Origin of the sequence: Micromonospora sp. RTGN7, assembly GCF_033804645.1 — a bacterium.
Lineage (GTDB): Bacteria > Actinomycetota > Actinomycetes > Mycobacteriales > Micromonosporaceae > Micromonospora.
On record NZ_JAPZLF010000014.1, the window covers coordinates 77,319 to 92,088 of the forward strand.

Genomic DNA, 14,770 nt, shown 5'->3' on the forward strand with positions numbered 1-14,770 from the left:
CACACCGATCGGACGAGGTGATGGACGGTCACGGCGAGCGGACGGCCGGCATACCGGTGGGCGGCCAGCGCCGTCCACCGGTCGCTGTTCCCACCGGTTCCGCCCCGGGCACCGGGGCGAGCGACGTCGAACTGCTCCGCGCCCACGTCGCCGGCGACCGGTACGCCTTCACGGAACTCTTCCACCGGCACCGGGACCGGCTCTGGTCGGTGGCCCTGCGGACGATCGGCGACCGCGAGGAGGCAGCCGACGCGCTTCAGGACGCGCTGTTCTCCGCCCACCGCGCGGCGGCCCGGTTCCGGGGCGACTCCGCCGTCACCACCTGGCTGCACCGGATCGTGGTGAACGCCTGCCTGGACCGGATCCGTCGCCGGCAGGCGCACCCGACCGTTCCGCTGCCGGACGGGGCGCACGGCCCCGACGGCGGCCCGACGACCGGGGGGGTGGAACCGGCGGCACCCGTCCAGGACCACGACACCACCCTGGTGGTCCGCCAGGCCCTCGCCGACCTGCCCGTCGAGCAACGGGCGGCGCTGGTGCTGGTCGACGTGCAGGGTTATCCGGTGGCCGAGGTGGCCCGGATCCTCGGTGTGGCCGAGGGGACGATCAAGAGCCGCTGCGCCCGGGGTCGCGCCCGTCTCGCCGTGGCGCTCGGCCACCTCCGGACCGGCGTCGTTCCCGCCGGGACGACCGGCAGCGCCGCCGACGGGGTCTCGGGCGGGGTGGACCGCCGGCCCGCGCCGGCGTCCGCCCGGACCGGGCCGACCGTGCGGATGACCACCGCGCCCCCGGGTGGGCCGGCCGAGGAGCCCGACCGGGGCGACCGGGGCACCGCCGTGGCCGGGAGCAGCCCGGACGTGCCCGTCGTCACCCGGGGGAACCTTGGACCGGCCCGGGGCGTCGGATCGGGGTCGGGACACTCCCGGCGCGACGCCAACCGGGAGGAATCGTGACGGCCGGGGGGTTCAGGGAGGTCGACCACGACCTGCTCGCCGACTACCTCGGCGGCGCGCTCGACGGCACGCCGGACGAGGCTGTCGTGGCCCGGCTGGTCGAGCAGAACCCGGCCTGGGCCGAGGCCCACGACGCGTTGGCACCGGCCCTGGCCCGGGTCGGCGAGGACCTCGCGACCTGGGCCGACCTGGCCGCCGAGATGCCGCTGGCGGTAGCCGACCGGATCGCCGCCGCGCTGGCCGGCGCCGGCCCGGGCACGGCGACCGACCCTTCCGAATCGGTCCTGGCGACCCACTCCTCCGGCCCGGTGGGCCGGGTCGACGAAGCCCGCCCGGTCGACGGGGGGTTGCCCGCGCTGGTGCCCTCCCAGTCGTCGGCGGGCTCACGCCGCCCCGCCGGCGGATCCCGTCCCACGACCGGGCCCACCGGCGTCGGTCCCGGCCGTCGCGGGCGACGTTGGGTCCGGATCGCCGGGCCGGTGGCGCTGGCCACGGCCTCGGTGTTCGCCGTCGGGCTGGGGCTCAACCAACTCGTCGGCGGGACCAGCCAGTCCGACAGCGGGGTACACACCACGATGGGCGAGCACACCGTACCGGGGGCGGCCGTGAACGGCTCGTTCCGCGAGATCGGCACGCCCCGACGCAGCGGCATCGACTGGACGCCGGAGGCGCTGGCCGCCGAAGGCGCCGCCCCGAGAACCGGGCCCGGCAAGTCGCTCGACCGGGGGTCGACCGGGCCGGTGGCCGCCGATGAGAGTCGCCTTCCGGCGCTCGGCGGCCTTAAGCTGCTCACCTCGCCGAATGGCCTGAACTCCTGCCTGGCGGCCGTCAGCGCCGAGCACGGGGTCGGCCTGCTCACCGTCGACCTCGTCGACTACGCCCGGTTCCGGGGCGCCCCGGCGCTGGTCCTGCGATTCGTCGACCCGTCCGGGGCACGCTGGGCGTGGGTGAGCGGCCCGGAGTGCGGCGTCCCCGGATCCGGTGCCGACACCCGTTACCGGGCGCGGGTAGGGTGAGGTCGCGGTTCGCCGGCAGGCGCACCGGGACGGGCTGACCGGCTGCGCCCTACCGAGGCGGAATCGTGGTCGCCGTCCTTTCACGTGACGTGACCCACCGGATGACCGGCTCGGGAATCCCCACTTCGTACGATGACGTTCCGCAAGTCATGAGCCGGCGTCCGCGACGGCGGCACTCAGACCGGCATCGGTGCGCATGCCGGTGGCGACCACACACATCGGGAGACGGCAGTGGACGAGGTCCGCAACCTGATCATCATCGGCTCCGGGCCGGCCGGCTACACGGCGGCGGTCTATGCCGCTCGCGCCAACCTCAAGCCCCTGATCATCGAGGGTGTGCAGTCCGGTGGCGCGCTGATGACGACCACCGAGGTGGAGAACTTCCCCGGCTTCGCCGACGGCATCCTCGGCCCCGAGCTGATGGACAACATGCGCAAGCAGGCCGAGCGGTTCGGCGCCGAGTTCCTCACCGACGACGTGACCCGGGTCGAGCTGAAGGACACCGGCAGCATCGGCTCCGACGCGGTGAGCACCGTGTGGGTCGGTGAGACCGCGTACCGGGCCAATGCCGTCATCCTCTCCACCGGCTCGGCCTGGCGTCCCCTGGGCGTGCCGGGCGAGCAGGAGTACCTGGGCCACGGCGTGTCGTCCTGCGCCACCTGTGACGGCTTCTTCTTCCGCAACCAGCACATCGTGGTCGTCGGCGGCGGCGACTCGGCGATGGAGGAGGCCAGCTTCCTCACCCGGTTCGCCGAGTCGGTCACCATCATCCACCGACGCGACTCGTTCCGGGCCAGCAAGATCATGGCGGAGCGCGCGCTGGGCAACGACAAGATCAAGGTTGAGTGGAATTCGGCGGTCGAGGAGATCCTCGGCGCCGACGGCAAGGTCTCCGGCGTACGGGTACGCAACGTGCACAGCGGGGAGAGCAAGGTCCTCGACGTCACCGGCGTGTTCGTGGCGATCGGTCACGACCCCCGCAGTGAGTTGTTCCACGACCAGGTCGAGTTGGACGACGAGGGGTACGTGAAGGTGCAGGCGCCCAGCACCCGGACCAGCATCCCGGGCGTGTTCGCGGCCGGCGACGTGGTCGACCACACCTACCGGCAGGCAATCACCGCTGCCGGTACGGGCTGCGCCGCCGCCCTGGACGCCGAGCGCTTCATCGCCACGATCCAGGGCTGAGCACGGCCTACGGAACGGCACGGAACGGCACGACCGAACTGAACCAAAGTCCCGGAGGAGGGTCATAGTGGGAGCGACAAAGGCGGTCACCGACGCGAGCTTCGCCGCTGACGTGCTGAAGTCCGACAAGCCGGTGCTCGTCGACTTCTGGGCCGAGTGGTGCGGGCCGTGCCGCAAGGTCTCTCCGCTGTTGGAGGAGATCGCCCGTGAAATGGGCGACCAGGTGAGCATCGTCAAACTCAACATCGACGAGAACCCGGAGACGGCTCGCGCCTACCGGGTGATGTCCGTACCGACCCTGACGGTCTTCAAGAACGGTGAGCCGGTCCAGTCGATCGCCGGCGCCAAGCCGAAGGGCGAGCTGGTCAAGCTGATCCAGTCCGCGCTCTGACCCACGCGTCCGGAAACCCCGTACCCCCTTCCGGGTGCGGGGTTTCTGGTTTCCGGCCCTGAGCTACGCGGACACCGTCACCCCGGCCGGGCGGACCGCATAACCTCAACCGAGGGGGCGGTCGGTGACCGGCCATGCCGCGCTCCGTCGGCGGCCGGGTCGCAAAACCCCGGTCCCGTGCCGCGGGACCGACCGGCCGGCGACCGTGCGAAGGGGGTCGAGCGTGCGTCCGATCCGACCCGGTGACCGGGGGGCGGCCGTGACCGAGATCCGCGGCGTGCTGATCGGCCTCGACCTGCTCGCCCCGTCGCCCGTGGGCGACGGCGACGAGTTCGACGCCGAGACCGAACGCGCCATCCGGGCGTTCCAGCAGTCCCGGGGGCTCAGCGTGGACGGGCGCGTCGGCGCGGAGACCTGGCGCGCCCTGGACGCCGCCCGCTGGCGGCTCGGCGCGCGAACCCTCTACCACGCCGTGCCTGAGCCGCTGACCGGCGAGGACGTCCGGTCGTTGCAGGAACGCCTCCTGGAGATGGGGTACGACGTGGGGCACGCCGACGCCATCTACGGCATCCGCACCTCGCGGGCGGTAACCCAGTTCCAGCGGGAGATGGGGCTGAAGCCCGACGGCTCCTGCGGGCCGTACACGATGAACGCGCTACGCCGTCTGGGCCGGAAGGTGGTGGGCGGCCGGCCGCAGTGGTTGCGAGAATCCGACGCGATCCGACAGGCCGGCCCGGCCCTGGTCGGCCGGACCGTGGTCATCGATCCGGGCCACGGTGGCACCGACCCGGGGGCGGTGGTGTCCGACGGGCCACTACGCTGGACCGAGGCCGACTTGGTGCACGACCTGGCCAGCCGGCTGGAGGGGCGGCTCGCCGCGTCCGGCGTACGGGTGCAGCTGACCCGGGGACCGGCGCCGGGGAGCTGCCTGCCGGACGTGGAGCGGGCGCAGCTGGCCAACTCCCTGGGCGCGGACGTGTTCATCTCGCTGCATACCGACGGCCACGCCAATCCGGAGGCAGACGGCGTAGCGACTTACCACTACGGCACCGACAACGGGGTCACCTCGGCCACCGGTGAGCGGCTGGCCGGGTTGGTACAGCGGGAGATCGTGGCCCGGACGGGGCTGCGCGACTGCCGGACACACGCCAAGACGTGGGACTTGCTCCGGCTGACCCGGATGCCGGCGGTGCGGGTGGAGGTGGGCTACCTGACCTCCCCGGCGGATCGGGGGCGGCTGGTCGACCCGCGGTTCCGGGACCGGATCGTCGAGGCCATCGTGGCCGCCGTCCAGCGGATGTACTTCCCGATCGAGCGGGACGTGCCCACCGGCTCCATCGACGTCAGCGAGCTACGCGCGACGATCGCGGCCGGGCCGGTGGCAACCGCCTGAGCCCGCCCGGCCCTCCGGGCCGGCGGCGGTCAGCCGCCGGTCGAGCGGGTGGCCTGCGCGGGGCGGACCGGCCGGAGCAGCGTCTCCGGGCTCATCGAGCCGAGCAGCTTCTCCAAGGCGTACTCGACGTCGGATTTCCAGCTGAGCGCGGTGCGCAACTCCAGCCGCAGGCGCGGGTAGCGGGGATGCGGACGAACGGTCTTGAAGCCCACCGAGAGGAAGAAGTCGGCGGGAGCGACGCAGCTGCCCGGCGGGTCGCCGTCGTCGCCGAACTTCGCGTCGCCGAACGCTTCGATCGCCTTGATCCCCCGCTTGGTGAGGTCCCGGGCCACCCCCTGGGCGAGCATCCGGCCGAGCCCGCCGCCCGAGAATGCGGGTACCACGTACGCGGTCATCAGCAGGGCCGCGTCAGCGGAGACGGGCGAGGTGGGAAACGCCATCGAGCGGGGCACGTAGGCCGGCGGGGCGTACATGACGAAACCGGCGGGCATGCCGTCGACGTAGGCGAGCTTGCCGCAGGAGCCCCACTCCAGCAGGGTCTGGGAGACCCATGCCTCCTTCTCCAGCCCCGGGTCACCGGCCGCGCAGGCCCGGTCGGCCGAAACCGGATCAAGCTCCCAGTGAACACACTGCCGGCACGGACGGGGCAGGTCTTCCAGGGTGTCGAGGGTCAAGCTGACCAGACGTCGCGACATTGACGTATCCCCACAATAGTCGGAGGCGAGGCCGGCACGGAACGACGCCGCCGCCTTCGGGCCCCGACGAGCGATCGTACGCCGCCAGGCGACGGTACGGGAGGGAAAGCGCGAATGCACCCGGAAGCCGCCGAGGGCGGACTGACCAGCGACCCGACGGGTCCGGGATGTGGACTCGGGCGACAACTCAGGCACCGATCGGCGTACCGCGGACTACCATCGGGGATCTGCGTCGGCGTGCCGCCATGGTCCGCGGCGTCCCGGGTAACCCCGGGAGGGCGGGAGCCGCCCGACACGCGATCGAGGTGATGTCATGACCGGCACGACGCTCGACGACTACACCGACCGGTACGCCCGGCGCGTCCGGGGCATGACCGCCTCGGAGATCCGCGCGTTGTTCGCGGTGGCCAGCCGGCCCGAGGTGGTCTCCCTCGCCGGCGGTGCCCCCTACATCGCCGCCCTACCGCTGGACGCGGTGGGCGAGATGCTCGGCCGGCTCGGCTCCGAGCACGGCGTCACCACCCTCCAGTACGGCATCGGCCAGGGCACCCTGGAGCTGCGCGAGCGGATCTGCGAGGTGATGGCCCTCTCCGGCATCGACGCGTCCTGCGGCGCGTCCCCGGAGGACGTGGTGGTCACCGTCGGCGGCCAGCAGGCGCTCGACCTGGTGGCCCGGCTCTTCCTGGACCCGGGTGACGTGGTGCTCGCCGAGGGGCCGACCTACGTCGGCGCGCTCGGGGTGTTCCAGGCCGCCCAGGCCCAGGTGGTGCACGTGCCGATGGACGACGACGGGCTGATCCCCGAGGCGCTGGAGTCGGCCATCGCGGAGCTGGCCCGGTCCGGCCGGCGGGTGAAGTTCCTCTACACCATCCCGACGTACCAGAACCCGATGGGCGTGACGCTCAGCGAGGAACGGCGCGAGCGGGTGCTCGACATCTGCGAGCGGGCGGGCCTGCTGGTGGTCGAGGACGACCCGTACGGTCAGCTCGGTTTCGAGGGCGACGCGCCGCGGCCGCTGCGGTCCCGGCGCCGCGACGGGGTGTTCTACCTCAGCACCTTCTCCAAGACCTTCGCCCCCGGTCTGCGGGTCGGCTGGATCCTCGCCCCGCATGCGGTCCGCGACAAGCTGGTCATCGCCAACGAGGCGCAGATCCTCTGCCCCAGCGGGTATGCCCAGGCCGCCGTGGCGACCTATCTCGCCACCATGCCGTGGCGCCAACAGCTCAAGGTCTACCGGGAGGTCTACCGGGAGCGTCGGGACGCGATGCTGACCGCGCTGGAGGACCTGATGCCGGCCGGGACCACCTGGACCAGACCGGCCGGTGGCCTGTTCGTCTGGGCGACGCTGCCACCGGGTCTGGACTCGAAGGCGATGATGCCGCGGGCCATCGCGGCCCGGGTGGCGTACGTGCCGGGCACCGGCTTCTACGCCGACGGGACCGGCACCGGCAACATGCGGCTGAACTTCTCCTTCCCGCCGCCGGAGCGGATCCGCGAGGGTGTGCGCCGGCTGGCCGGCGTGATGGAACAGGACATCGCCATGCGTCGGGTGTTCGGCCCGGTCGACCGTCCCGGTGTGCGGCGCGGGCAGGCCGGCGCGGACACGCCGGGACCCGACTTGGCATGATTCCGGCATGGCTTCGACCCCTGCCGAGCGAATCACCGTGACCGACCCCGCCGTCAACGCCGACCTGCACGTGCTGGTGCTCGCCGGTGGGCTCTCCTACGAGCGTGATGTCTCGCTCCGGTCCGGCCGTCGGGTGCTCGACGCCCTCCGGGCCGTCGGTGTGGAGGCGGAACTGCGGGACGCCGACATCGCCCTGTTGCCGGCGCTGGTCGCCGACCCGCCGGACGCGGTGGTGATCGCCCTGCACGGCGCGACCGGCGAGGACGGCTCGTTGCGCGGCGTACTCGACCTCTGCGACGTCCCCTACGTCGGCTGCGATGCCCGCGCGTCCCGCGTCGCCTGGGACAAGCCGTCGGCCAAGGCGGTGCTCCGGGAGGCCGGCATCCCCACCCCGGACTGGGTGGCGCTGCCGCACGACCGCTTCTCCGAGTTGGGGGCGGTGGCGGTGCTGGACCGCATCGTGGGCCGGCTGGGGCTGCCGCTGATGGTGAAGCCGACGCAGGGCGGTTCCGGGCTGGGCGCCGCCGTGGTCAGGGACGCCGCGTCGCTGCCGGCCGCGATGGTGGGCTGTTTCGCGTACGACTCGACGGCACTCGTCGAGCGGTACGTGCCCGGGATGGACGTGGCGGTCTCGGTGGTGGACCTCGGGGACGGGCCGCAGGCACTGCCTGCCGTAGAGATCGTGCCCCGCAACGGCGTGTACGACTACGCAGCCCGGTACACCGCCGGCCGGACCACCTGGCACGCGCCCGCCCGGCTCGATCCGGAGGTGGCGGACACGGTGGCCGAGGTGGCCGTGGCCGCGCACACCGCGCTCGGGCTGCGCGACCTCTCCCGGGTCGATCTGATCGTGGACGCGGACGGCCGCCCGCACGTGCTGGAGGTCAACGTCTCACCGGGGATGACGGAGACGTCGCTGCTGCCGCTCGCGGTCCAGGCTGCCGGGTTGGACCTCGGCCGGCTGCTCGGGTCGCTGGTGACCCGAGCAGCAGCCCGCCGCGTCTGACCGTCCCTCCCGACCACGCGGGGTCAGCCGCGTCCCGGCTCATCATCGGTGGGGCGGCCGGCCGCTGCGTCGTCCGGTTCCGGAATCTCCTCAGCCGCCTCGATCACCCCGCCGACGTCGTCCTCGTCCGGTGCGGGAGCCGACGACTGCGCGGCGATACTCGACGGTGCCTGCCAGCGGATGCGGGGCGGCTCGGCCAGCGGACGGCCGCCGAACTCGGCCAGCCAGGCGGCCACCATGGCCAGGTTCTCCCGCCACCGCTCCTCGGAGATGGGCGGAAGGATCGAGTCCCAGAGCGACAGGAACGTGCCCCGAAGCTGGAGCCGCCCGTACGGCCGGGCCAGGAACCACAGATGAAGATGAGCGGACCCGTCGCCCCAGCGGTTCACATGAACCCGCGCGACGCCGTCCAGGGATCGAATGGCCTTCTCCAGCCGGACCGTCATGACCCCCAGCTCGGCGGCGAGGAGGTTGGGCAGGTCGCCGAGGTCGAGGTGGGAACGGGACTCCAGGATCAGCACCATCGGTAGCCCGGTCGGCCGGTCCATGGCGCGGACGCGCCACCGCTCGCCGACCCAGATGTACGCATCGTCCGGCGCGGAGCATGCCGTGCACTCCCGAGCTCCCTCGCCCTTGCGTGCGGGCTCGACCCCGACGGGGTCCTCAAGAGGCTTGACCCGGAGGTCGCCTTCGAAGGGAAAGGAGGGCCAGGAGGTGAAATCGGGGACTGAGGGAGGGGTGTCTTGCACGACGTGACCCTAACCGAGGGAACAACGACTGTCCCTACCTGTTCCGCCCCCGATGGGCTACGCGACACGATTTTGGCCGCTCAGCCGCCCCTGGGCGGGGCACTCCGGCACGGGTCGCCGTGCGGTCGTCCACATGTTATCCACAGGCCCTCGGGGCCGTGGGGACCCCTCGTCATCCACAGGCTGACACCACGTTTCACGCGGGGTTTCACGTGAAACAGGGGGTGCCTGTGGAAAACCGCTGTGGATAACTTTGCCGCTCTGCGACCAAGTTGTGCACAGGCAGATCGGCTCCCTCGTTCCTAACGAACCGACGCTCCATGGGTCGCGCGTTCGACGGCCCGAATGTGAGCGCTTCGGGGCCCAGGTGGGGAGGGATCTGCTTCTGACGCGCTCGATGGTCGAGCGGGCTTCCCCTTGGGTGCCCGTGGCTCGTCCCTGGCGGCGAGGGGGTTGGCGGGGCCGCCCCTGGTGCCTCTCCTCGGTCGCGATGGACTCGCTATGTCTTGAGCCGGGTGGGTGGGGTCATCAGGCTCGGAGCAGAGACATACCCCCGGTGTCTTCCGAGCGGATGGGTTGAGGCCGTGTCAGCACCGGCGCTGAAACGGAGGCGGTGTCGCGATCAGTTACCTCCAAGACGTCCAGGGCTGCGGCACTGGACGGGAGAGCGGGGGCCCCACGGCCGTTGCCGCGGCTCGCGGGTTGGCCGGTGGGCGGAGGCGGGTCGTATTCGTACGCTCCTCGACGTCCCGAGTGGCCCGAGGGCCGGCGAGGTGGCGTGGGTGCGTCGGGCCGGCGAGGTGGCCGGTGCGTCACGCCGCTACGTCCGTCAGCCCGATGGGGTCGGCCGGTCCCGTAGGTCGGCCGGCGCCTCTGGCAGAGCCAGCGTCGAGCCGGGTGGGGTTCCGATCGGACCGAAGGCTGATCAGGGCTGGCTGAATTCAGGGGGTGGAGCCGGGCTGGATCGAGGCGACGGCCAGCAGGATCGGGCTCCGAGGGATGTGGCTCAAGGCGGGGGCGGCTGCCTGCCCGATGAAGGCCAGCGCCGGGCATCGGGCCGGAGGCGGGGTGGGCCTGCCGCCCCGATTCGACATGAGCCGGCGATCGGCCCGCATTTGGCGGGGATGGCTAGCGCTGGCGGACGAGGGGCTCGATCGCTGGTGCGGCACGACTCGGAGACGCTCCCGATTGCCGGGGTGGTGGTCCCGAGCACGTCGTGCCTGAGGCGGGCGGCGGACCGGCCGACGCCCCGGTCGCGCACCCCGATGGCCCCGGTCGCGGTCCGGGCCGTCGGTTTCACGTGGAACCACGCCAATTCCCCGGGTGCTTCGCGCAGCGACAGGAAGCAGGCCGGCCGTTTCACGTGGAACCGACCCCGCCCGTTGTCATCGGGACGGGCGGGGCGGCGGGGGCCGGGGCGGCCTCGCGGGCCAGGGGCAGGATGACCCGCGCCCGGATCGAAGTGCCGGCACCCTGAGCGCCGGGGCCGGGCCGGTGGTGTTGGTCAGGACGTGACGTCGGGCGGCTACCGTGGAATCGAGTGGCCGTTCAGCCGCGAAGCTTGTCCTCGGGTCGAGAAAGCCGGGCAGCGAATTCGGCGTGGAGCCTTCCCTGCGATCAGCGGTCCGGCCAATGTTCCACGTGGAACAAGATGCCTCGGTTTCACGTGGAACAATCCGCCCCCGGCGAGCCCGCCATCGCCCTGCCGGCTGCCGACCGGCGCCCCCTTCACCGGGCAAATCCAGGGCGCTGCCCCGCCAAGGTCCACGACAGGCCGACGTTCGGCCATCGACGCCCGGACGGACGGGCCGCCGCCGTGACGTCTAGCCAGCCATTCCGACAGCGCCCGGCGGGTCGGCCCAGCCCCACCCGACCCGCCACAACGCCCTCAGCATCCGGATCACCACCCAGGTTGGTCCAACACCGCGTCATCCATCCAACGCCCGCAGGCGCAGACACAGCGGGCTCCAGCTGCCACGCCGCGCTTCGACACCAGCGCCGGCCGACGCGACCATCGCCACCGCCTGCCGCTCCCGCACCCCGGCTCGGCCGCAGTCGCTCGGCTGGCGAAGAACGCGGTTGCTCTCTCTTCCGCCCCGGGGCTGACTACCGATCAATATCGGTGCGTGCGGGCAAATGCCGGGCGAGCTGGGACGGGTGCGGCGGTTGCGACCGGCACCGCAGGACCCGGGGGGAGGGGGGACGCGGAGGATCGTGGAAACGAGCCGGCCGCGCCGTCCAGGGCGGACGGCGCGGCCGGGTCTGTTCGCGGTGAGGTCAGTCCTCGGCTTCCTCCTGGCCGACCCCGATGATGTCAACTATCCGTTCGAGATCGTCGACCGTGGCGAACTCGATGGTGATCTTGCCTTTACTCCGCCCGATGTCGACCTTCACCCGGGTGTCGAACCGGTCGGAGAGTCGATCGGCGAGATCGGTCAGGGCGGGGGCGTGCGGCTTCGGCCGTCGCTGGGCGGCCGGGGTCTTGGCGGGCCCGTCGGCCAACGCGAGCGCCACGATCTCCTCGGTGGCCCGGACGGACAGCCCCTCGGCGACGATGCGCAGCGCGAGCTGCTCCTGCGCCTCCGCCTCGTCCAGGCTCAGCAGCGCGCGGGCATGCCCGGCCGAGAGCACCCCGGCGGCGACCCGCCGTTGCACCTGGGCGGGCAGGTTCAGCAGCCGGATGGTGTTGGAGATCTGCGGGCGGCTGCGGCCGATCCGCCGGGCCAGCTCCTCGTGGGTCGCGCCGAACTCCTCCAGCAGTTGCTGATAGGCCGCGGCCTCCTCCAACGGGTTGAGGTTCGCCCGGTGGATGTTCTCCAGCAGCGCGTCCCGGAGCATGGCGTCGTCCCGGGTCTCCCGGATAATGGCCGGGATGCTCTCCCGACCTACCGCCTGCGCGGCCCGCCACCGGCGCTCACCCATGACGAGTTCGTACTTGTCGCCGTCCAGCGCGCGGACCACGATCGGCTGGAGGAAACCGACCTCCTGGATGGAGGTCTTGAGTTCCTCCAGGGCGTCCTCGTCGAAGACCTGCCGGGGCTGCTTCGGGTTGGGCATGATCGCGTCGACCGAGATCTCGGCGAATCTGGCACCCGGCACCGGGCTGAGCTGAGGCTCGGGCTCCGTCGCGACGGCCTCAGTGACGTCGGTGACGTCGGTGGCCTCGGCGACGTCACTGGCCTCATTGGCCTCATTGGCCTCATTGGCCTTACTGGCCGAGGACGGGACGATCGCCGGCGGAACCGCAGCGGCCTGAGCCCTCTCGGGCGTCGCCGTCATCGTTCCACTGGACTGGGCAGGGCCGGTGGGAATCAGCGCACCGAGCCCTCGGCCCAGACCCCCCCGAGGACGGTTCTTCATACGACGCCTCCCAGCGACTCGTCCGCACTACGCATTCCGGCTCGGCTCCTTGAACCCACGCTCGGCGATCTCCTGGGCGGCCTCGAAGTAACTCGTTGCCCCCCGCGAACCGGGATCGTAGGTCATGACCGACTGGCCGTAGCTCGGTGCCTCCGAGACACGCACATTTCGGGGGATGACCGCCTGGAGCACCTTGTCGCCGAAGTGGTTCCGGACGTCCTGCTCCACCGCGTCGGCCAGCCGGGTACGCCGGTCGTACATGGTGAGCAGGATGGTGGAGACCTCCAGCTTCGGGTTGAGGTGCTGGCGGACCAGGTTGATGTTGTTGATCAGCTGGTTGAGCCCCTCCAGCGCGTAGTACTCGCACTGGATCGGAATCAGCACCTCCTGCGCGGACACCAACGCGTTGACGGTGAGTAGGCCGAGCGACGGAGGGCAGTCGATGAAGACGTAGTCGAAATGACCGGGGTAGGCGGCGATCGCCCGGTCCAGTCGAGTCTCCCGGGCCACCATCGACACCAGTTCGATCTCGGCACCCGCCAGGTCGATCGTGGCAGGCACGCACCACAGGTTGGGGATCCCCTCGACGCCCTGCGCCACCTCCTCAAGAGGGACGCTGTTGATCAGGCAGTCGTAGACATCCGGCACCCCGGTGTGGTGCGGAACGTTCAGCCCGGTCGACGCGTTGCCCTGCGGGTCCAGGTCGATCACGAGGACCCGGTTTCCGTGTAGGGCGAGCGCTACCGCCAGGTTCACCGTGGTCGTGGTCTTACCCACGCCGCCCTTCTGGTTGGCGACGCACATCACCCGTGTCCGCTCGGGACGAGGCATGGTCACCTCGCCACTCGGATTAAGGATCTGCACGGCGCGCATAGCCTCCATAGCCAACGGTGGGTCATCCTCTTCGCGCGTCGGGGTTTCACGTGAAACGTACGCGGCATCCGCCGGGTCGTCCCGGTAGGCCGCAGCCGGCGGTGCCGGCGTGTCGACAGAAATGGCGACCGCAGGGGCCGCGTCGGGTACCGCTCGGGGTGCGGGCTGGCGGGGAAGGGCCGTTGCGGCTGGCGGCGACGCCTCAGGGAGGGACGGTGCCACAGCCTCACGGCGGTGCGAGAGGGCAGGTTCGGCGAGGGGGTCATCGGGACGGCCCGCACCGTAGGCCGTCCCGGACCGCTCCGCTGCGGATGACGGCCCGACCGGGCCGACCGCCGGTGCGTCGCGATGCACCACCGGATCGCAGTCGGAGGGGCGCGGCCCCGGGGCGTCGATGGACCGGTCCTGGGGGCCGGTTTCACGTGAAACGGAACCGGCTGCGGAGTGCCCCCCACGGCCGGCCGTCACCCGTGAACCGTCGTCGTACCTGCCGTCGTCATGCACCTGTCATCCCTACCCGCTCCGGATGGTCGGTTCGCACCCCGTCGTCTTGGCCACGCTCGTCGCACCACGGAGCGTACGACCCGGTGGGGGTGGCCGGGACCCGCTGCCGCACAGATGCCGCCCACCCCACACTATCGGCGCGGCCAGCCTACGGCGGACGGGCGCGGCCGGTCCACGTCGGGTTCTCACGCCTCGACGCACCCGTACCCGTACCCGTATCAACGATCCGACCTGCGGCCGGAAGCCAGCGGGGCGACAGGTAAGTCAGATCAACGACCCCGGCGCCGGCCCCCGAGTGAGCGCTTCGACACCGGCTTGACCCCCGGCGGACGCACGATCCGCTCCCGAACGATCTCCACCACCGTGGCGGGCGGCTCGATCAGCCCGACACCGCACCGATGCACGACGGGTTCACTTCCACCCAGCTTGGCGACCGCCCCGGCGTGCTCGGCGACCTCGTCCGCGGCGGAGGCCCCCTTCATCGCGACCAGCCGCCCGCCGCGTACCGCCAGCGGCAGGCACCAGGCGGCGAGCCGGTCGAGCGGGGCAACCGCCCGCGCCGTCACGATGTCGCCGCTGAACGGCCCGACCCCGGCGGACCCGGTCGCCGCCTCGTCGGCCCGGCCCCGAAAAACCCGGACCGTCTTCGCCAGCCTCAGCCTCTCGACGACCTCGATGAGGAATGAGGTGCGACGGGCCAGCGGCTCGATCAACGTCAGGTTCAAATCGGGGCGTGCGATGGCGAGCACCAGACCGGGCAGGCCTGCGCCCGACCCGACGTCGATCACCGACGCGCCCTCCGGGATGCGCTCCGCCACCGCGGCGCAGTTGAGCAGGTGCCGGTCCCAGATCCGGGGTGCCTCCCGGGGCCCGATCAGGCCCCGGACCACCCCGTCGGTGGCGAGCAGCTCCGCGTACGCGGCGGCGAGGTCGAGCCGGTCGCCGAACAGGGCGTGGGCCGCGCCCGCCAGATCCGGCGGCAGCACCGCGACGGTCGGATCCGGCCCATCGGGCCGGT

Annotated in this window: 11 protein-coding genes and 1 pseudogene; 7 read left to right on the plus strand and 5 right to left on the minus strand. The window is 72.0% G+C overall.

From position 1 onward, the window contains the following. Nucleotides 1–20: 20 nt before the first annotated feature. The 5 genes from sigM (at nt 21) to SNR22_RS20940 (ending at nt 4,938) form a co-directional block, all read left to right on the plus strand. Nucleotides 21–953 carry an RNA polymerase sigma factor SigM gene (gene sigM / locus SNR22_RS20920; RefSeq protein ID WP_413775673.1) on the plus strand — a complete coding sequence of 311 codons (933 nt, stop codon included), beginning with the start codon at nt 21–23 and terminating at the stop codon, nt 951–953. Then, the gene (locus tag SNR22_RS20925; protein WP_320068318.1) at nt 950–1,969 is read left to right on the plus strand and encodes a hypothetical protein; all 1,020 of its coding nucleotides are present in this window, start codon (nt 950–952) and stop codon (nt 1,967–1,969) included. Before sigM ends, SNR22_RS20925 begins: the two co-directional genes overlap by 4 nt. 231 nt (nt 1,970–2,200) lie before the next feature. Then, a complete protein-coding gene (gene trxB, locus SNR22_RS20930; protein ID WP_320068319.1) occupies nt 2,201–3,154 on the plus strand; it encodes a thioredoxin-disulfide reductase in 954 nt (317 codons plus the stop codon). Nucleotides 3,155–3,221: 67 nt separating this feature from the next. Further along, nucleotides 3,222–3,545 (plus strand): thioredoxin, encoded by a 324-nt coding sequence (trxA, locus tag SNR22_RS20935; RefSeq protein ID WP_320068320.1) that lies wholly within the window; start codon nt 3,222–3,224, stop codon nt 3,543–3,545. Nucleotides 3,546–3,768: 223 nt separating this feature from the next. Next, nucleotides 3,769–4,938: an N-acetylmuramoyl-L-alanine amidase gene (locus tag SNR22_RS20940; RefSeq protein ID WP_320068321.1), complete on the plus strand. Its 1,170-nt coding sequence runs from the start codon at nt 3,769–3,771 to the stop codon at nt 4,936–4,938. Between the two features lie 29 nt (nt 4,939–4,967). Here SNR22_RS20940 and SNR22_RS20945 read toward each other — a convergent pair whose 3' ends face one another. Then, nucleotides 4,968–5,633 (minus strand): GNAT family N-acetyltransferase, encoded by a 666-nt coding sequence (locus tag SNR22_RS20945; protein ID WP_320068322.1) that lies wholly within the window; start codon nt 5,631–5,633, stop codon nt 4,968–4,970. A gap of 313 nt (nt 5,634–5,946) precedes the next feature. On the opposite strand from SNR22_RS20945, the gene SNR22_RS20950 reads away from it, so the two are divergent. Both SNR22_RS20950 and SNR22_RS20955 read left to right on the plus strand, forming a co-directional pair. Beyond that, nucleotides 5,947–7,260, plus strand: a complete 1,314-nt coding sequence (locus tag SNR22_RS20950) for a PLP-dependent aminotransferase family protein (protein WP_320068323.1) — start codon at nt 5,947–5,949, stop codon at nt 7,258–7,260. A gap of 7 nt (nt 7,261–7,267) precedes the next feature. After that, nucleotides 7,268–8,266, plus strand: coding sequence for a D-alanine--D-alanine ligase (locus SNR22_RS20955; protein WP_320068324.1), 999 nt, complete (start codon nt 7,268–7,270; stop codon nt 8,264–8,266). A gap of 23 nt (nt 8,267–8,289) precedes the next feature. Here the strand turns inward: SNR22_RS20955 and SNR22_RS20960 are convergent, their stop codons facing one another. From SNR22_RS20960 to rsmG, 4 genes and pseudogenes are all read right to left on the minus strand, one after another. Then, a complete protein-coding gene (locus SNR22_RS20960) occupies nt 8,290–8,814 on the minus strand; it encodes a hypothetical protein (RefSeq protein WP_413775674.1) in 525 nt (174 codons plus the stop codon). A gap of 2,478 nt (nt 8,815–11,292) precedes the next feature. Further along, nucleotides 11,293–12,126, minus strand: a pseudogene (locus SNR22_RS20965) (ParB/RepB/Spo0J family partition protein); the annotation flags it as partial. A gap of 276 nt (nt 12,127–12,402) precedes the next feature. Then, the gene (locus SNR22_RS20970) at nt 12,403–13,752 is read right to left on the minus strand and encodes an AAA family ATPase (protein WP_413775675.1); all 1,350 of its coding nucleotides are present in this window, start codon (nt 13,750–13,752) and stop codon (nt 12,403–12,405) included. A gap of 269 nt (nt 13,753–14,021) precedes the next feature. Beyond that, a complete protein-coding gene (gene rsmG, locus SNR22_RS20975; protein WP_320068398.1) occupies nt 14,022–14,738 on the minus strand; it encodes a 16S rRNA (guanine(527)-N(7))-methyltransferase RsmG in 717 nt (238 codons plus the stop codon). Nucleotides 14,739–14,770 lie beyond the last annotated feature (32 nt).